This is a genomic window from Streptosporangium sp. NPDC049046, from assembly GCF_040649155.1.
Classification (GTDB): Bacteria; Actinomycetota; Actinomycetes; order Streptosporangiales; family Streptosporangiaceae; genus Streptosporangium.
This window is the reverse complement of sequence record NZ_JBEZEZ010000011.1, coordinates 95,534-114,019: the sequence shown is the minus strand read 5'-3', so window position 1 is coordinate 114,019 and position 18,486 is coordinate 95,534. Positions and strand designations below refer to the sequence as shown.

Sequence of the window (18,486 nt, the reverse complement as noted above, 5' to 3'; positions counted from 1 at the left end):
GACCGTGACAACGTCTATTCATCAGCGGATCGCCGAAGAGCTGGGTGTGCGCGAGCGGCAGGTGAGTGCGGCGGTGGACCTGCTCGACGGCGGGGCCACCGTGCCGTTCATCGCCCGCTACCGCAAGGAAGCCACCGAGATGCTCGACGACACGCAGCTGCGCACGCTGGAGGAGAGGCTGCGTTACCTGCGGGAGCTGGAGGAGCGGCGCACCGCGATCCTGGAGTCGATCGACGCCCAGGGCAAGCTCGACGACGCCCTGCGCGCGCAGATCCTCCTCGCCGACTCCAAGGCCCGCCTGGAGGACATCTACCTCCCGTACAAGCCCAAGCGGCGGACCAAGGCGCAGATCGCGAGGGAGGCGGGGCTCGAACCGCTCGCCGACGGTCTGCTCGCGGACCCGTCGGTCGATCCGCGGGCCGCGGCCGAGGCGTTCGTCGGCGAGGGGGTGGCCGACGCCGCCGCCGCGCTGGACGGTGCCCGCGCGATCCTGGTCGAGCGGTTCGGCGAGGACGCCGACCTCGTCGGCGAGCTGCGCGAACGGATGTGGACGAAGGGCCGCCTCGTCGCGGCGGTCCGCGAAGGCAAGGAGGAGGAGGGCGCCAAGTTCTCCGACTACTTCGACTTCGCCGAGCCGTTCACCAAGCTGCCCTCGCACCGGATCCTCGCGATGTTCCGCGGCGAGAAGGAGGAGGTCCTCACCCTCACCCTGGAGCCGGAGCAGGAGCCCACCGGCACCTACGAGGGCCGCGTCGCGCACCGCTTCGGCATCTCCGACCAGGGAAGGCCGGCCGACGCGTGGCTGGCCGACACGGTCCGCTGGGCCTGGCGCACCCGCATCCTCGTCCACCTCGGCATCGACCTGCGGACGCGCATGTGGCAGGCCGCCGAGGAGGAGGCGGTACGCGTGTTCGCCGCGAACCTGCGCGACCTGCTGCTCGCCGCGCCCGCCGGGAGCCGCGCGACCATGGGACTGGACCCCGGACTGCGCACCGGCGTGAAGGTCGCGGTGGTCGACGCGACGGGCAAGGTGCTCGCCACCGACACCGTCTACCCCCACGAGCCGCGCCGCCAGTGGGACCAGTCGCTGGCCACCCTCGCCACGCTGGCGAAGAAGCACGGCGTGGAGCTCGTCTCGATCGGCAACGGCACCGCCTCGCGCGAGACCGACAAACTCGCGGGCGAGCTGGTCAAGCTGGTCCCCGGCCTGACCAAGGTCGTGGTGTCCGAGGCCGGGGCCTCGGTCTACTCCGCCTCCGCGTTCGCCTCCCAGGAGCTGCCCGGTATGGACGTGTCGCTGCGCGGCGCCGTCTCGATCGCCAGGCGGCTGCAGGACCCCCTCGCCGAGCTGGTGAAGATCGACCCCAAGTCGATCGGCGTCGGCCAGTACCAGCACGACCTCGCCGAGACCAAGCTCTCCCGCTCTCTCGACGCCGTGGTGGAAGACTGTGTGAACGCGGTCGGCGTCGACGTCAACACCGCCTCCGCGCCGCTGCTCACCCGGGTCTCCGGCATCGGCTCCGGGCTCGCGGAGAACATCGTCCAGCACCGCGACGCCAACGGCCCCTTCCGTTCCCGCAAGGCGTTGAAGGAGGTGCCGAGGCTCGGTCCGAAGGCCTTCGAGCAGTGCGCGGGCTTCCTGCGCATCCGCGACGGCGACGACCCGCTCGACACCTCCAGCGTGCACCCGGAGGCGTACCCGGTGGTGCGGCGCATCCTGAAGAGCACCGGTGGCGACCTCGCGTCCCTGATCGGCAACGGTACGGCGCTGCGTGCCCTGCGTCCGCAGGAGTTCGTGGACGACACCTTCGGCCTGCCGACCGTCACCGACATCCTCGCCGAACTGGAGAAGCCGGGTCGCGACCCGCGTCCGGCCTTCAAGACCGCGACCTTCAAGGAGGGCGTGGAGAAGCTCTCCGACCTCAAGCCCGGCATGCTGCTGGAGGGCGTGGTCACCAACGTCGCCGCCTTCGGCGCGTTCGTCGACGTCGGTGTGCACCAGGACGGCCTGGTCCACGTGTCGGCGCTGTCGCACAGCTTCGTCAAGGACCCGCGCGAGGTGGTCAAGCCCGGCGACATCGTCCGGGTGAAGGTGCTCGACGTCGACATCCCGCGCAAGCGCATCTCGCTCACCCTCCGGCTGGAGGACGAGGTCAAGCCCGCGGGGCCCCGGGGACCGCGTGACCAGCGTGACCAGCGTGACCAGCAGGGTGGCGGCGGGCAGCGCCAGGGTGACGGCGGCGGCAGGCGCGGGGGCGGCCAGGGACGCGGCGGACAGGGCGGCGGACAGGGACGCGATCAGGGACGCGGCGACCGGCAGCGCAACGCGCCGAGCGGCGCGATGGCCGACGCCCTGCGTCGCGCGGGACTCGACGGCTCAGGCGGCAAACGCTAGACGTTCGCACCCGCGCACCCGCGGGGCACATCGCCGGGGACCGGCACGCGACGCCGTGTCCCCGGCGCGAGACCGACGACCGGCGACGGCGACTCCGTTCACGGACGGCGGCCTCTCACCGGCACGGGCCCGGCTCACGGACGGCTGCCCCGCGGGGGCGCGGCCCCGGGTATCCGTGAGCGCACCGGAGGAGTACGCACGCCGCCCTGTCCCGTCCAGAGCGTCGCCGCATCGGGTCTCTCGCACCCCCTCCGGCAGCGACCCGAGATTTCCTGACAGCGAATCCTGACAACGTCGAGCTCTGGACCGTTCCTCCCAGGGCTTCTACCGTAAACAAACTTTCCATTTTTTACGGGAGCTCACATCGGTCCGCACGAACATGAGACCGGTGCTGTGATGCTTTTTTTACTGCTTGTATTGACCAAGGAACGAAGTCTGTCCTAAGGTCCGGGCAAGCGAAAGCCTGCCGTGAAGGGACTCCCATGACTCGCTTTCCTGACGCCGTGTGGCGGCGGGCGCGGTGGCCGCGCCTCGCTCCACCACCCTGACGACACCCCCTCATGAGCGGGAGGCACACCGACCGTCTCCCGCCCGTGAGGGCTCCCGTTCTCCCTGCCGTATCCGTCGCGGCAGGGCCCAGGACGCGCCGAGCAGCGCGTGCCGCCGCATGGCGATCCGTTCCGGGGACACCGTCCGGCCGCCCGCGAAAGGCACGCTCTCCGCGTCCGGCACCGCCCGCATGCCCCCCGCTCGTCCGGGTCGTGACGTCACGCGCACGTCACGTCCCCGCCCGGGCGTGACGTCACCCGCACGTCGCCTCCCAAGACGGAAGGAAATCCGCGCATGGACACAGGACAGCCGCCTCCCCGGCGCCGTCGCATGTCGCTCCCGGCCACTCTCGGCGGGATGTTCACCGTCGTCGTTCTCGCCCTCGCCGGCGTGACCACCGCGTCCCCGGCCGCCGCCGCCACCGGGCAGATCACCGGCATCGGCGGCAAGTGCGTCGACGTCGCCGCGGCCAACACCGCGAACGGCACCCCCATCCAGCTCTACGACTGCAACGGCACCGCGGCACAGCAGTGGACCCGCAACGGCGACGGCACGGTGCGCGCGCTGGGCAAGTGCCTGGACGTCACCGCCGCCGGAACCGCCGACGGCACCCCCGTCCAGCTGTACGACTGCAACGGCACCGCGGCGCAGCAGTGGGCCTACAGCGCCGCGAACGACCTGGTGAACCCGGCCGCAAACAAGTGCCTGGACGCCACCGGCCAGTCCAGCGCGAACGGCACCCGCCTGCAGATCTGGACCTGCGGCGGCACCGCCAACCAGAAGTGGAACGCCCCGAGCGACGGCGGCACCACGCCCCCGCCCGCCGGCAAGATGGCCGGAGCCCCCTACCTCTACATGGGCTGGGGCAACCCGCCGAACCCGGCGACGATCATGAGCACCACCGGGGTGAAGTCCTTCACCATGGCGTTCATCCTGTCCGGCGGCGGCTGCACCCCGCGCTGGGACGGCGCGAGGCCGCTGACCGGCGGCGCCGACCAGGCCGCGATCAACCAGATCAAGGCCGCGGGCGGCAGCGTCCAGGTCTCCTTCGGCGGATGGTCGGGCAACAAGCTCGGCCCGAACTGCTCCACCCCGGCCGCCTACGCCGGAGCGGTGCAGCAGGTGATCAACGCCGTCGGTCCCGCGGTCGTCGACTTCGACATCGAGAACACCGACGAGTTCGAGAACTACACCGTCCAGGACCGCATCCTCAACGGCCTGAAGATCGTCAAGCAGAACAACCCGAACGTCAAGATCGCCGTCACCTTCGGCACCGGGGTGAACGGTCCCACCGCGGCCGGCATCCGCCTGATCAACCAGGCCAAGGCGCTCGCCGTGCCGATCGACAACTACACGATCATGCCGTTCAACTTCGGCGCCTCGAACATCTACAACGCCACCGTCAGCTCCTCCGAGGGCCTGAAGAACGCACTCAAGGCCGCCAACGGCTGGACCGACGCGCAGGCGTACGCCCGCATGGGCATCTCCGGCATGAACGGCCTGTCGGACCAGGGTGAGCTGACCACCACCCAGGCCTGGACCCAGATCCGCGACTGGGCCAAGTCCAAGGGCCTGACCCGCTTCGCCTACTGGGCGGTCAACCGCGACCGTCCCTGCCCCGGTGGCAACGCCTCCTCCGAGTGCAGCGGCATCTCCCAGCCCAACTGGGAGTTCACCCGTATCACGGCCGGCTTCTAGACCGTGACCTCCCTCCAGCGGACACCGGTTAGAAAGGAACAGCCGATGATCGTCACCAGCCCGGCACCCCCCACCGGCCCTCGCCCCGTGCGGACGCGGTTCGCGCGGATCGGCGGCCTCCTCGCCGCGACACTCCTCGCCCTCGGCTCCGCCACACTCGTCCCCTCCCAGGCCGGGGCACAGGCCACCGCCGCCCAGACCGCCACCCGGCAGGCTCTCGCCGCCCCGGCCCCCGGCCCCCTCGTATGGTCGGACGAGTTCAACGCGGCCTCCGGCACCGGCCCCGACAACGCCAAATGGCGCCGGGACGTCGGCGGCGGAGGCTGGGGCAACAACGAGCGGCAGTACTACACGTCCGGCAACGAGAACATCGCCCACGACGGCGCGGGCAACCTGGTCATCACCGCGCGCAAGGGCAACCCCGCGGGACACGGCTGCTGGTACGGCTCGTGCGAGTACACCTCGGGCAAGCTGACCACCGCCGCGACCTTCACGCGCGCCTACGGCCGCTTCGAGGCGCGGATGAAGCTCCCCAGGGGCAAGGGCATGTGGCCCGCGTTCTGGATGCTGGGCACCGGAGGGGCCCAGTGGCCCGCCAACGGTGAGATCGACATCATGGAGAACGTCGGCAGCGTCCCCGGGCAGGTGCTCGGCAGCCTCCACGGCCCCGGCTACTCGGGGGGCAACCCGCTGAGCGGCAGCTACAACCTCCCCGCGGGCCAGGCCTTCGCCGACGCCTTCCACACCTTCACCGTCGACTGGGAGCCCGGCGCGGTGACCTGGTACGTCGACGGCGTCCAGTACTCCAGGAAGACCCCCGCCGACACGCGGGGCAACCCCTGGGTCTACGACCACCCGTTCTTCATGATCCTCAACCTCGCCGTCGGCGGGAACTGGCCGGGCTCGCCCGATGCCTCGACCACCTTCCCCCAGCAGCTCACCATCGACTACGTCCGCGTCTACGCCCCGCCCACCGGCGGTGGCCGTACGGGACAGATCACCGGCATCGGCGGCAAGTGCGTCGACGTCGCCGCGGCCAACACCGCGAACGGCACCCCCATCCAGCTCTACGACTGCAACGGCACCGGCGCACAGCAGTGGACCATGGGCACCGACGGCACCGTGCGCGCCCTGGGCAAGTGCCTGGACGTCACCGCCGCCGGAACCGCCGACGGCACGCCCATCCAGCTGTACGACTGCAACGGCACCGCGGCACAGCGGTGGACCTACAGCGGGGCCCGGGATCTCGTGAACCCGGCCGCCAACAAGTGCCTGGACGCCACCGGCCAGTCCAGCGCGAACGGCACCCGCCTGCAGATCTGGACCTGTGGCGGCACCGCCAACCAGAAGTGGAACGTCCCGTCCTGACCCGCTCCGGCGCGGGCCGGAACCGTCCCCCTCGGTTCCGGCCCGCGCCGGGCCTGTCCCGCTGTCACCGGCCGCCCGCGACAGGTCCTCCCCGTCCTCCCGATCCGCTTGAGACGCCTCGGGAGGCATGCTCGGTACCGACATTCCCGGGTGGGAAAAGCTCCCCGGATACGCCAGGGCGGCCCGGCGCCTCACGGCACCATGACAAGATCTCGTCGACGTGGTGAACGCCTGCCCGACGGGAGATCAGAGCAGGCGCCTGATGTCGCCGTACGCGCGGTAGAAACCACCCCGCTCGGAGAAGCGGACGCCCTCCACGAGGTAGCGGGCCCCTGCCTCTCTGACCTCCTTGGGGAACTGCACGTTCCGCCGCACGTCGTAGCCCTCGCTGACGACCCGCACCCGGAGCCGCTCGCCCTCGCGGAAGCACTCGAGCACCACGCCGTCGCCGGTGTCCGGAACGGCGTCGAACACCACGGTCTCCAGCACGGCGGTGGGCTCCACCACCGCCAGCCCGGCGGACGCCTTGACGTCGACCGCCTCGGGGAGGGTGCCGTCCTGGGCCGCCCTGATCGCCTCCTCGGTCGCGTCGATGCAGGCCAGGGTGCCGTCGGTGGTGACGATGTAGAGGCGGTCGTCGAGATACTGCATGGAGAAGGCGGAACCGCAGCCGGTGGCCAGCTTCCACAGGCGCTCGCCGCTCTGGTCGAAGCAGTAGATCGAGGAGTGGTTGTCTCCGGCGAAGACGTACCGGCCGCCGGGGGCGGTGGCGCAGGAGAAGACGGTGGCGTCGCAGCGGTAGACCGCCTGGGAGGCGCCGTCGGACTTGCGCAGGCGGTGCACGGTGGAGCGCGAGGTTCCCGCGTAGACCGAGTCGGCCTCCTGCCAGCCGAAGAGCACCGCGCCGGTGAGGGGCGTCTCCCAGACCGGCGCTCCGTCGGCGGCGTCGTAGCGGGCCACCCCGGTGGAGTGGCCGTGGTAGACGGCCTCGTCGTCGCAGCGGACCATCCAGGCCGAGTCGCCCCTGCCCTTGCGTGCCCACTGGAACTCGTCCTCGTGGTCGATGGTGGTGATCCGCCCTGCCCGGTCGGAGACGCCGAGCACACCGTCGTGGATGTCCAGCCAGTAGATGTCGACGTCCTCGGCGATCTCGTACGCGACCCTGGGAACCTTGCCGCCGAGGTCGTAGACCTTGCCGTCGTCGGCACCCGCGTAGATCCAGAAGTCGTCGCCGACGATGCACTTGACCCCGTCCGGCAGCTTGAAGCGGCCGGTGACGGTGCCGCCGTGGGTGACGGTGTAGACGTCGCCGCGCTGGTTGCCGACCCAGCAGCGCTCGGAGTCGACGAAGATGCCGAACGCCGCCGCGCCGCTGGCGAAGCGCCACAGCACCGGCGCCTGGGTGGCGGTGGAGCGGGTGCTCTCCACGCTGCGCCGGGTGACCGCGCGGCGCTGGCGCACCCCCCGGACCGCGGGGGCGTATCCTCTGCGGACCTTCTCGTTGATCTTCTTCGCGGCGGCCGCCTCCGCCTTCGCCTCATTGGCGAACGCCGACGCCTTGGACTGGCCGGACTCGCCGATGCGGCCGTATCTGATCGTCACCTCGGTCCCGTCGACCACGACCTCGTAGAACTTGTGCGAGCTTCCGCCGTCCTCGGACAGTTCCAGGTAAGTGCTCCGCGCGGCCATGCTCCACCTTCTCGATCGATCGACTTTCCGGGAGCGTAGGGCAGCCGTACGACAAACCGGGAACGAGGGTCAGGCTCGGGCGGCCGCCGGGAGCGGACGGCGGACGCGGCCGCGCCGGGCACCGGCCACCATCCCCAGCATGGCCAGCACCGCCACCTCGAAGCCCACCACCAGCCGCTGGGTCACCCCCGCGGGGATGTCGTCGTTGGTCAGGTCCACGCCGAACACCCGCACCGCGTACGGGAGGACCACCAGGACCAGCACCCCCATCGCGGCCAGGCTGAGCAACCGGACCGCGCGGGCGTACGGGCTGGTCGCGTACCGCCTGGCGAGGAGCAGCCCCGCGATCGGCATGGTGAGGAAGGCCACGAACGCCGCGTACCTGTGGATGCCACCCGACATCGAGAGCGGCACGCCGGGCTCGTCGGTGGGGAAGGCTCCGATCAGCAGCATGCACAGGCCCCAGACTCCGACCAGCAGCGCCACCGCACGGTCCTCCCCGCGCCGGGCCAGCACCGCCCCGATGATCGTCGCCGCGGCGGCGAAGAGCGTGAGCGACAGGGGCAGCAACCAGCCGTCCGCCTCGAACGCGTACTCGCTGATCACGGTGTGCACCGGATCGAGGCCGGTGACCACGTGCAGCCCGAGCATCGCGGCGGCCCCGGCGCCGATCGCCGCGTAACCACCGAAGACCATCGCCGATCCCGTGAACGCCTGACTTCCCATGCCTCAACGATGGCGACGAGGAGAATGACGGAACATCGGAGAGAACCCCTCGACATCCCTGAACGATCCCGTAGGGACATCCGGGCCAGGTAGTGCCAACCTTCCCTGGACGGCCCCGGTGTCACCCGTCTGACCTGCGCGAAAACCCGTAATGGTAGGGCGGTCCTCATCAGGGTTCCCCTTGGGGGAGGCCCGTCTCCCGTGAGGGCGCCGGTCGCCGGGAGGCGGTCACACGACGGCCGGTGCGCGGGACGGGTTCCACTCCTCGTCGCTCATCCGGATCATCGCCACGCCCACCGCGCCGAAGACGACCAGCAGGAGAAGCGGGCCCAAGTAGCCGAGCAGCGGATTCCACAGCCGCGCGCCGATCACCCAGACCACCAGCCCGGCGAACACACCGGCCGGGAACCACCACCCGGCCCGGCCCGCGCGGGTGTACGCCACGGCCACCAGGACCAGGCCGAGGAAGGAGCCGAGCATGCCCGGGATCTGCCAGGCGAAGATCAGCGCGGGCTGTGCGGCGTCCTGCAGGATCTTCGTCGCCGTCTCCTCGGGGAGCTGCTGGTAGAGCACGATGTCGAAGAAGTCGGAGATCATCAGCGAGGAGAAGTTGATCAGACCGATCACGGCGGCCGCTCCGGCCAGGTGGGCGAGGACGACCCCTCTGCGCCGGACGAGGTGGACCATGCCGATCACTCCGGGCACCCAGAGCACCCAGGCGTAGTGCAGGAGCGTCGCGCTCACCCCGGCGGCCCCGGGGTTCTCCGCATAGCCGAGGGTGTCCTCGACCCCGAACTCCAGCGGATCGACGATCATGCCCAGCAGCAGGCAGAGTGGGGCGAGGACGAGGCTGACGCCCGCGACCCCGCGACGGAACGCGTCAGGATTGGTGAGTGTGAACATGGCCGGAAAACTACGTACCGCACCGCTCACCGTCGTCAATGCCTGCCTTGACCCGCAATCACCCCAAAGGCGGATGTCAACCTTCTTCCCCGCCCCTTACCCTCACGCCATGCCGCACCTCCCTCCCGCCGCCTCATGAGCCGTCTCCCGCCCACCGCCGTCGACTGGCTGATCGCGGCGGTGATGGCCGCGTTCGGGCTCGCCGAGGAGCTCGGCGCGCGCGCGTCGCCCTTCGACCACGAACGGTCCCCGCTGTGGCTGGTCGCGGTGATGGCCGCGGCGGCCCTGGTGCTCGTACGGCGCCGTGCCCCGTTCACGGTCCTGACCGTCTACTCGCTGGCGAGCGCGGTGAGCTTCGCGTACTTCGGCGACCTCGCCGCCGCCTGGCAGTTCTACACCCAGCTCATCCTGCTGTTCACCCTGGTCAGTGAGGTTCCCCTCCGAGACCTCAGGACCGTGCTCGGGCTCGTGGTCACCGGGCTCTTCGTCGGGTCGATGATGCTCGCCGTCGACCACCCCTTCGGCCCCGGGGACATGGCGGTGGCCGTGGTGATGACCTCCATCGCCGGCGGAACGGGCTTCGCCGTGTGGCGGCACCGGCAGGTCGCGGTCCAGGCGCGAGAGCACGGCGAGTTGCTCGCCCGTGAGGCCGTGGCCGAGGAGCGCACCCGGATCGCCCGCGAGTTGCACGACGTGGTCGCCCACAGCGTGAGCGTGATGGTCATGCAGGCCGCCGCGGCCAGGCTGATGCTCCGCCCCGACCAGCTGGTCGAACGCGAAACGCTCACCGTGGTGGAGGAGGCCGGCCGCGAGGCGGTCGAGGAGCTGCGCCGCATGCTCGGCCTGCTGCGCACCGACTCCGGCGAGGACGGGCTCGCCCCGCAGCCCAGCCTGGCCCGGCTGGAGGATCTGCTGGAACAGGTGCGCGCCGCCGGGCTGGAGGTGCGGCTGACCGTGCGGGGCGAGCCCCGGCCGCTCTCGGCGGGACTGGAGCTGTCGGCCTACCGCATCATCCAGGAGGCGCTGACCAACACGCTCAAGCACGCGGGCCCGGCACGCGTCGCGGTCACCGTCTCCCACCTGCCGCGTACGCTCAACCTGGAGGTCGTCGACGACGGCCCCAAAGACGGCCACATCGGACTCCAGGGCGCCGGGCACGGCCTGATCGGCATGCGGGAGCGGGTCGCGCTCTTCCACGGGCGGCTCGCCACCGGGCCGCTGAAGGGCGGCGGTTACCGCGTCAGCGCCTCGTTCCCGCTGGCCGTACGGACCACCGCAGGGGACGAACTCGCCCGTTGAGCGGGAGAATCCGGGCAGGAGGCCGAATGACCATCACCGTGGTAATCGCCGACGACCAGGCCGTGATACGCCGCGGGCTCCGGCTCATCCTCGGCACCCAGCCGGACATCCAGGTGATCGGCGAGGCCGCCGACGGGCGCGAGGCCGTGGAGACGGCCGGACGCCTCGGCCCCGACCTGGTACTGCTCGACATCTCGATGCCCCGCCTGTCCGGCATCGCCGCGGCCCGCGAGCTCCTGGCCGGCCAGGACCCGCCCAAGGTCCTCATCCTGACGACGTACGACACCGACGAGAACCTCGACGGGGCCCTGCGCGCGGGGGTGAGCGGCTTCCTGCTCAAGACCTCGCCGCCCGAGCAGTTGTTCACCGCGATCCGCACGGCGGCGCGTGGCCTGGGCACCCTGGACCCCGCCGTCACCGCCCGGGTCATGGCGGGCTATGTGGGCACCCCCGCGCTCCCGCCGACCGTCACCCCTCGGGAGCGGGAGGTCCTCACCCTGATCGGCCGCGGCCTGAACAACTCGGAGATCGCCGCGACCCTCTTCGTCGCCGAGTCCACGGTCGGCACCCACGTCAACCGTCTGCTCGCCAAACTCGCCCTGCGCGACCGTGTCGAGGCGGTCAGGTACGCCTACGAGCACGGCCTCGTCCGCCCCGGCGAGCGCTGATTCCGACGGGCGCGGAGTCCGGCAGGTACTGAGTCCGGCGGGCGCAGAACGCCCTCCCGCCGTCACCCCGGAGGCGGACGTCGAACAGCCGGGACCGCTTCCCCCTCCGGCGCCGCGACGGGCCGCACCGGCGGGGACACGGAGGAGCGGCCCGCCCGTGTGACGTGGCGTGGGCTCGCGAGGGGACACAGGCTCAGGAGTCGAAGGGCAGGCCGACGTAGTTCTCCGCGAGCGTGGTCGCGGCGGCCTCCGAGGAGGTGACGTAGTCGAGGTGGGAGGTCTGCAGGCGTCCCCCGTAGGGGTCGTCGGCGTCGAAGGTGTGCAGCAGCGTCGTCATCCACCAGGAGAAGTGCTGGGCACGCCAGACGCGCCTGAGACAGTCGGCGGAGTAGGTGTCCAGCAGCCCGGTGGAGCCCTTCGTGTAGAACTCGTCCAGTGCCCTGGTCAGCAGCCGGACGTCGGCGACGGCCAGGTTGAGCCCCTTCGCCCCGGTGGGCGGCACGATGTGGGCGGCGTCCCCGGCGAGGTAGAGGTTGCCGTGGCGCATCGGCTCGGCGACGAACGAGCGCATCGCCGACAGGTCCCTGGAGATGATCGGCCCCTCGGCGAGCGTGAACCCGGGTACCGTCTCCAGGCGTGCCCGCAGTTCGGCCCAGATCCGCTCGTCCGGCCAGTCGTCGAGCGAGGCGTCCGGCGGCACCTGGAGGTAGAAGCGGCTGATCTCCTCGGAGCGCATGCTGTGCAGCGCGAAACCCCGGTCGTTACGGGAGTAGATCAGTTCCTCGGACGACGGCGGGACCCTCGCGAGGATGCCGAGCCAGGCGAACGGGTAGTCACGCCGGAAGACCGACAGGACGCCCTCGGGGATCGACGTCCGCGAGACCCCGTGGAAGCCGTCGCACCCGGCGATGACGTCGCAGTCGAGACGCTCGCCCCCGAAGGTGAGGTAGGGGTCCTTCTCCAGCGAGTGCAGCGCGACGTCGGGGACGTCGAAGAGGATCTTCCCGCCGTCGGCGAGCCGCCGGGCGATGAGGTCCTTGACGACCTCCTGCTGCCCGTAGACGGTGATGGCCCTGCCGGGGACCAGCTTCTCGAACGCGATGCGATGCCCGGCTCCGCCGTAGCGCAGCTCGATGCCGTGGTGCGGCAGCCCTTCGGCGCGCATCCGGTCGCCGACCCCCGCCTCGTTGAGCACGTCCACCGTGCCCTGCTCCAGCACCCCGGCCCGCACGCGCTGCTCGACGTACTGTCTGCTCCGCGCCTCCAGGACCACCGAGTCGATGCCCCGCAGGTGCAGCAGATGGGAGAGGAGCAGCCCGGCGGGTCCCGCGCCGACGATCCCGACCTGAGTTCGCATGCGTCGAGCATCGCGTACCGTCCGCCCGCGCATACCGCCCCCTTCCGCTCAGCGGAAAGCGACGAGGAAAGCTCCGCTCGGCGGGGGGAACGCCGCGCTCGGCGGAAGGAGGGGGAACCGGGGAGGCGTGAGGCGAGGACGGACGCTCAGCGGAGCACGGCGACGAGGTCGCGGGAGAGCGCGGCGGCCGCGGTCAGCACGGCCGGTGCCAGCCGTCGCGCATCGGCGGTGTGCCGCCAGGCCACCAGCGACAGCGCCGCCACCACCCGGCCGCCCGCGCCCCGTACCGGCACCGCGACCGAGCAGGTGCCGACCGACATCTCCTCCTGCGTGCAGGCGATCCCGGTCCTGCGGACCTCCTCCAGCTCACCGCGGAGCCGCGCCGGGTCCACCACCGTGTTCGGCGCGTGCGAGGTGAGCCCTCCGGCGAGCACCCGCTCCACCGTCTCCGGATCCGCGAAGGCGAGCAGCACCTTTCCCACTCCGGTCGCGTGCAGCGGCAACTCCCCCGCCACGCGCGAGACGACCGGCACGGAGGTGGGCCCGCGCAGTCGCTCGACGTACAGCGCCCGGTCGTCGCGGAGCACCGCGAGCTGCACGTTCTCGCGGGTGGCGGCGTAGAGGTCCGCCATGTACGGCAGAGCGAGCTCGCGCAGCTCCCTCGGCTCCGCGGCCTGGGCACCGATCTGCCACAGGAGCATCCCGATCCGGTAGGAGCCGTCGGGGAGCCGTTCCACGAACCCGCCCTCCGCCAGCTCCTTGACCAGCCGGTGGCCGGTGGCGGGAGGCAGCTCGGCGCGACGGCAGATCTCGGTGAGTGTCAGCCGCACGTCTCCCGGCAGGAACGCGCCGAGGATGGCCATGACCTTCCCGGTGACCGTGGGCGCCCTCACGTCTCCCACCCTAGATCCTCACCCGCCGCCCCCACGGCGGTGATCGTGAAGGCGAGCCTAGGAGGCGGAGGCGAGGCGGGCGGCGAGGATCCCGGCGCGGGCGAGCTGCACCTCTCGGGCCTTCTTCGCGGCGTAACCCAGCATCGGCCTCGCCCAGGCGTGCACCACGAGGATGTCCTCGACCTCGGTGCCCCCGTTCTTCTCGCTGAGGGTGAACCGGTAGTCCAGGCGCACCCCTCCGGGACTGTCGACCTCACCCTCGACGGTCCGCGGCGTGCTCCGCAGCGTCACCTTGATCATGTTGTCGTACTTGACGAGACCGAAGAACCTGAACCGCTCCACCGAGGTGTAGCGGGTCTCCGACTCCCCCTGCTCGACGTCCTTGACCGCGACCACCATCGGCGAGAGGCCCACGTAGCTCTGCGGCTGGCTCAAATGGGCACGGACCGCCGCCGCGGTGTTCTGTACGTGGAAGGTGTTGCGCAGTGTGACCTTTGGCATCTTGTGCCCCCGTTTGAAGATTTTTACTGGGAGACACTAACGGGTTCGGCCATGTACCACCGGGCATGTTGCTCACCTCGGGTGAGGGAATTCAGTCTTCGGGGAAGCTCGCGCCGGGAGAAGGGGTCGGCGGCGGCGTTGCGGATGTGGATTCCCACCGCGTAGATGTCCCTCACCTCCATGAGGGTGGAGTATCCCGGCCAGGAGCGCAGGTCGCTGCCGTACGCGTCGGCGAAGGCGTCCACGTCGGCGGCGGTCAGGCCGAAGCGCCGCTGGCCGTGGTAGGTGTGGACCAGGTCCCACTCGCGAGGCCCGACCGCGACGCCGTCCCAGTCGCAGAGCACCACGTGCCCGTCCGTGCAGCGCAGCAGGTTGTCGATCCACGCGTCGCCGTGCAGCAGCACCGGCGAGTCGTCCATGCCGAGATCCGACCAGCGCTCCGTCAGCTCCGCGATGCGGTCGCGCAGCCACGCCCGCTGGCAGGCGGTGAGCTCTTCGGAGCGGTCCACGGCGCGACGCACCTCGCACAGCGGGTCGACGAAACGCCGCAACGCCACCGGCGGCACCGGCAGCAGGTGCAGGCTGCGCAGGATCTCGCCCAGCTCCGTGGTGGTGGGACGCCCGCTCGCCGGGACGTAGTGCCAGAAGGTGACGACCCTGCCCTCGTGCACCACCGGCTGCTCGGAGATCTCGTCGGCCGGGCGCACCGCGGGGAACCCCTGCTCGGCGAGCCAGCGGGCCACCGCGAGGACGAGCGGCAGCCGGGTCAGCGCGTTGGGAGCGGTGGCGATCCTGACCACGATCTCACTGCGCAGCTTGAAGACGGCGTTGCTGCGCACCCTCAGCAGCTCCGCGTCCCTGTGGTCGATGCCGAGGTTCTCGCAGACCTCCCGCAAGACGGTGAACGCCTCCTCGGCGAGCGAGTTCATCAGCTGACCGGCGCCGCGCCGGTGACCAGGTCGTTCAGACGTCGCACCGCCGCCGCCCTGTTTCTGGTCTGCGGCACCTCCGACAGCAGCGCCTTCGCTCGGTTGAGCACGATGGAGGTACGGTGTTCCGGCGGAACCTGGAGCAGGGCCTTCTCGGCCAGGTGGCAGGCGTCCTCGACCTTGCCGTCGCGGACCAGGTGCGCGGCCTGGTCGAGCAGGAGGAGGACCGGGTCGATCGCGTACGGCACCGAGGGCCCCGCGGGTCCCGGGTTCCAGTCGACGTCCTCGCCGAGCTCGATCAGGGTGCCGATCCGGTAGAACTGCAGCCGCCGCTCGGAGAAGCGGAAGGCCAGGTGGTCGTGGCCCTCGGGAGGCATCTTGGCGAAGATGCGCTCCGCCTCGGCCAGCGCGACCCTCGCGGCCTTGTGCTCGCCCATCCGTGCCAGCGCCCGCGCCTCCGCCGCCGCGCCGAGCGCCGCCGGTGAGCTGGGGGCGCTGCCGGCGAGCATCCTGGCCTCGCGGGCGAGCCGCACGGTCTCGGCGAGGTCGCCGTAGTAGTAGGGGAGCATCGCCTGCTGTGCCCGGACGAGGGCGCGCAGCCGCACGTCGCCCATGTCGTCGGAGGCGTTGCGCGCGGTGCCGTACCAGGCGTGGGCCTGGCGGGTGTCGCCGAGCTTCATCAGCGCGTCGGCCGAGAGCAGCGCCAGCATCACGGTGGCGTTGAGCAGGCGGCGCTGGGCCATCGCGGGCTGGCGGGCCAGCGAGAGCGTCCGCACGTCCGACAGCTCCAGCATCAGCCGGTAGAGCATCGGCACCGGCGCGCTGCTGATGTATTCGCGCCGGTAGCGCAGCACCTGCTCGTCGAGCCGGTCGAGCTGCTCCTCGGAGACGGTGGAGACGGCGAGCGTACGGTCCAGGTCCTGACGGGTCCGCTCGACCTCGGCGAGCAGCCGGCCGGTCATCACCGACCGTGAGCCGAGCAGGGCGTGGTGGAACAGCGCGCGCCGCTCGATGTCGTCTTCGGACCGTTCCCGCTCCTCCGTCTGGTAGGGCGTGCGGCCCTCGCCACCGGAGACGACCACGACCTTGGCGCCCCCGCCGTCCTCGCAGTAATCTCCGGCCAGGCCTAGCCTGACGGCGTTCGCACGGTAAAGTCGAGCCAGTAGATCGATGGTCTGCGGGCGCGGCCGTGCCCGGTTGTTCTCCCAGGCGTTGAGCAGGTCGATGCTGGCCCGCGCCTCGCCCAGGTCCTGGCGCTCACAGAGCTCCTCCAGTTCCTGAACGGACTGCCTGGCCGACCAGCCCCTGGCCAGCCGATGTGCCTTGAGCAGGCTCACCCCGCAGCAGCCGTGAATGGCCTGCGCGGTCTGCCAGTGGGTCCACTGCCTGGACGCCGCCTGCTCGCGCCAGCGTCGCGCGCATGCCGGCGAATGCTCACCTCGGGCCACGGCGCCCCTCCCACTTGCTGTTTACACAACATTAACAAGCACGCACCTCAACGTAAACGCAGCTGTGCGCGGCATTCCGTTTATTCGCGGTTTCCCCACGGAACATCCATGACTTTCCGGTCTATTCCACTGTTCCCGGAGGGGGTTGCGGAGGGACCGATTGCCTCAAGTGCCACAAAACCGCACTCTGCAGAGAGGCAAGTCACCAGTGTCCGCCAGGAGTGATCCGGATGATGACAGAGCGCGGCGAAGGTATCGACCACCTGCGTCGGTTGGCCACCCAGTTGGAGGCGCACGCCTTTCAGGTGCGCCTGAGGTCGGCCGCAGGGCTTTATCCACGACTTCATGTGATCAACCCCATGGCCCCGGCCAGGACCGAGGACGTGCTCGCCGCCCACGAGGAGGACGGCGAGTGGTGGTTCTGGCTGTCCTGGGCGGGGCGCATCGGCCACGCGGAGGACGTCGCGACGGCCGCGGAACGTGTGGCCAGTGTTCTTCATGTGATACGGAGATAGGTGATTCTTGGGCCTGGCGTGGGTAACACCCGGTGATCAAGCCCAGAATGGAGCGGCACCGTGAAAAGGATCCTGCTCGTACAACGTCCGCGTCCACCCCGTGAGCCGGTGCCACTCGACCTGCGCAGCCCTTCGGGTCGCACGCTCCCCTTCTGACAGCCCTCACGATCCGCATCGGGTCGTGCCTCCCCTTGGAACGGTCGGCGAAGAGACCCTCCCGCTACCCCCAAGGGGAGGTCAAAAGGCACGATCCTCTGTCACGTGAGGGCTTGCAAGAGGCTTTCAAGTGTTCTGCAGGTGGTGTGTTCAACCCTGTGGCCATGAACAGCGCCCCTTTTCCTTTCAGTGTCAGCGTGGTCGTCCCCGCCATGAACGAGGCGGAGAACCTCCCGCACGTCTTCGCGACCCTGCCGTCCTGGATCGACGAGGTGATCCTGGTCGACGGCAACTCCACCGATGACACCGTCGCCGTCGCCAGGACCCTGCGGCCCGGGCTGCGCGTCGTCAGCCAGACGGGCAAGGGCAAGGGCAACGCTCTCACCGAGGGGTTCGCCGCCGCGACCGGTGACATCATCGTCATGATCGACGCCGACGGGTCCACCGACGGCCGGGAGATCCACTCCTTCGTGACCGCGCTGGTCGAGGGAGCCGACTTCGCCAAGGGGTCTCGCTGTGCCCCCGGCGGAGGCTCGGACGACATCAGCCCGATCCGCTCGCTCGGCAACACGATGCTGACCAAGGTGACCAACCTGCTGTACGGCACCCGCTACACCGACCTGTGCTACGGCTACAACGCCTTCTGGGCCCGCCACCTCGACGCGCTCGACCTCGACTGCGACGGCTTCGAGATCGAGACCCTCATGAACATCCGCGCCGCCCAGGCCGGTCTCGTCATCCGCGAGGTTCCCAGCCACGAGCGCAGCCGCATTCACGGCGCCAGCAACCTGCACGCCGTCCGCGACGGCCTGCGGGTGCTCCGCACCATCCTCCGCGAGCGCGAGGGACGCGTCGACGGTGTCCGGCTGCGGCAGAAGCACGCCACCCAGGCCGTCTGACCCGCCGGGGATCGGGCCGATCCTCCGGCGCTCCTCCGCGCCGGTCTTCTCGTCGCCCCGGGGCCGTTCGCGAGGGCTCAGGCCACCTCGAGCGCGTCGGCCACGGAGGGGAGCACCTCGAACACCTGGGTCAGGCCGGCGAGATTGAGACGCCGGGCCAGGTTGCCCTGAACGCCGGTGAGGATCACCCGCACCCCTCTGCTCAGGCCCTGGTGACGCACCTGGAGCAGCTCGCCGATCCCGGAGGAGTCGCAGAAGGTCAGGGCGGACAGGTCGAGAATGAGCCTCGGTGAGGGCAGGGAGCCCCAGGCCCTTCCCATCTCCTCGCGGAGCACCGACGTGTGGTAGTGATCAAGCTCTCCGCTCGCCCGTACGACGAGTGTCGTACCGTGCAGCCCGGATGTGGCGGTGAAAACCGACTCCGGCTCATCTCCCACGAACATGACCAACCTTCTGAACCGACCCTTTGCCCAAGCAACCATAACTGTCTCAT

The 18,486-nt window shown here is 70.5% G+C and carries 16 protein-coding genes; 7 read left to right on the top strand and 9 right to left on the bottom strand.

Going from position 1 to position 18,486, the window contains the following annotated elements:
- Positions 1-4 precede the first annotated feature (4 nt).
- From AB0B96_RS17730 to AB0B96_RS17720, 3 genes are all read left to right on the top strand, one after another.
- Positions 5-2,395, top strand: coding sequence for a Tex family protein (locus tag AB0B96_RS17730; RefSeq protein ID WP_362899831.1), 2,391 nt, complete (start codon positions 5-7; stop codon positions 2,393-2,395).
- 843 nt (positions 2,396-3,238) lie between these two features.
- A complete protein-coding gene (locus tag AB0B96_RS17725) occupies positions 3,239-4,642 on the top strand; it encodes a ricin-type beta-trefoil lectin domain protein (RefSeq protein ID WP_362899829.1) in 1,404 nt (467 codons plus the stop codon).
- 45 nt (positions 4,643-4,687) lie between these two features.
- Positions 4,688-6,010 (top strand): family 16 glycosylhydrolase, encoded by a 1,323-nt coding sequence (locus AB0B96_RS17720; protein ID WP_362899827.1) that lies wholly within the window; start codon positions 4,688-4,690, stop codon positions 6,008-6,010.
- 246 nt (positions 6,011-6,256) lie between these two features.
- On the opposite strand, the gene AB0B96_RS17715 is transcribed toward AB0B96_RS17720, so the two are convergent.
- From AB0B96_RS17715 to AB0B96_RS17705, 3 genes are all read right to left on the bottom strand, one after another.
- A complete protein-coding gene (locus AB0B96_RS17715; protein WP_362899825.1) occupies positions 6,257-7,699 on the bottom strand; it encodes a WGR domain-containing protein in 1,443 nt (480 codons plus the stop codon).
- Between the two features lie 69 nt (positions 7,700-7,768).
- Positions 7,769-8,425 carry a DUF998 domain-containing protein gene (locus AB0B96_RS17710; RefSeq protein ID WP_350945291.1) on the bottom strand — a complete coding sequence of 219 codons (657 nt, stop codon included), beginning with the start codon at positions 8,423-8,425 and terminating at the stop codon, positions 7,769-7,771.
- A 228-nt stretch (positions 8,426-8,653) separates the two neighbouring features.
- Positions 8,654-9,328, bottom strand: coding sequence for a hypothetical protein (locus tag AB0B96_RS17705; protein WP_362899823.1), 675 nt, complete (start codon positions 9,326-9,328; stop codon positions 8,654-8,656).
- A 135-nt stretch (positions 9,329-9,463) separates the two neighbouring features.
- On the opposite strand from AB0B96_RS17705, the gene AB0B96_RS17700 reads away from it, so the two are divergent.
- Entirely contained in the window at positions 9,464-10,627 is a 1,164-nt protein-coding gene (locus tag AB0B96_RS17700; RefSeq protein ID WP_362899821.1) for a sensor histidine kinase, read from the top strand.
- A 26-nt stretch (positions 10,628-10,653) separates the two neighbouring features.
- The gene (locus AB0B96_RS17695) at positions 10,654-11,295 is read left to right on the top strand and encodes a response regulator transcription factor (RefSeq protein WP_362899819.1); all 642 of its coding nucleotides are present in this window, start codon (positions 10,654-10,656) and stop codon (positions 11,293-11,295) included.
- 193 nt (positions 11,296-11,488) lie between these two features.
- Here AB0B96_RS17695 and AB0B96_RS17690 read toward each other — a convergent pair whose 3' ends face one another.
- The 5 genes from AB0B96_RS17690 to AB0B96_RS17670 all read right to left on the bottom strand — a co-directional run bounded on the left by AB0B96_RS17690 (position 11,489) and on the right by AB0B96_RS17670 (position 16,423).
- The gene (locus AB0B96_RS17690) at positions 11,489-12,652 is read right to left on the bottom strand and encodes a 4-hydroxybenzoate 3-monooxygenase (RefSeq protein ID WP_362899817.1); all 1,164 of its coding nucleotides are present in this window, start codon (positions 12,650-12,652) and stop codon (positions 11,489-11,491) included.
- A 146-nt stretch (positions 12,653-12,798) separates the two neighbouring features.
- Positions 12,799-13,545 (bottom strand): IclR family transcriptional regulator, encoded by a 747-nt coding sequence (locus tag AB0B96_RS17685; RefSeq protein WP_362899815.1) that lies wholly within the window; start codon positions 13,543-13,545, stop codon positions 12,799-12,801.
- Between the two features lie 57 nt (positions 13,546-13,602).
- Complete coding sequence (locus tag AB0B96_RS17680) at positions 13,603-14,046, bottom strand: SRPBCC family protein (RefSeq protein WP_350945288.1); 444 nt, start codon at positions 14,044-14,046, stop codon at positions 13,603-13,605.
- Between the two features lie 23 nt (positions 14,047-14,069).
- Positions 14,070-14,975, bottom strand: a complete 906-nt coding sequence (locus tag AB0B96_RS17675; protein WP_350945287.1) for an aminoglycoside phosphotransferase family protein — start codon at positions 14,973-14,975, stop codon at positions 14,070-14,072.
- Positions 14,975-16,423 (bottom strand): helix-turn-helix transcriptional regulator, encoded by a 1,449-nt coding sequence (locus tag AB0B96_RS17670; RefSeq protein WP_350945286.1) that lies wholly within the window; start codon positions 16,421-16,423, stop codon positions 14,975-14,977. The genes AB0B96_RS17675 and AB0B96_RS17670 overlap by 1 nt, the downstream gene beginning before the upstream one ends.
- Before the next feature lie 230 nt (positions 16,424-16,653).
- Between AB0B96_RS17670 and AB0B96_RS17665 the strand changes: the two genes are divergently transcribed.
- Together AB0B96_RS17665 and AB0B96_RS17660 are read left to right on the top strand one after the other, a co-directional pair.
- Positions 16,654-16,938 carry a hypothetical protein gene (locus AB0B96_RS17665; protein WP_350945285.1) on the top strand — a complete coding sequence of 95 codons (285 nt, stop codon included), beginning with the start codon at positions 16,654-16,656 and terminating at the stop codon, positions 16,936-16,938.
- Positions 16,939-17,258: 320 nt separating this feature from the next.
- Positions 17,259-17,993: a glycosyltransferase family 2 protein gene (locus tag AB0B96_RS17660; RefSeq protein ID WP_362899812.1), complete on the top strand. Its 735-nt coding sequence runs from the start codon at positions 17,259-17,261 to the stop codon at positions 17,991-17,993.
- A 77-nt stretch (positions 17,994-18,070) separates the two neighbouring features.
- Here AB0B96_RS17660 and AB0B96_RS17655 read toward each other — a convergent pair whose 3' ends face one another.
- Positions 18,071-18,436 (bottom strand): STAS domain-containing protein, encoded by a 366-nt coding sequence (locus AB0B96_RS17655; RefSeq protein ID WP_350945283.1) that lies wholly within the window; start codon positions 18,434-18,436, stop codon positions 18,071-18,073.
- Positions 18,437-18,486: the final 50 nt, after the last annotated feature.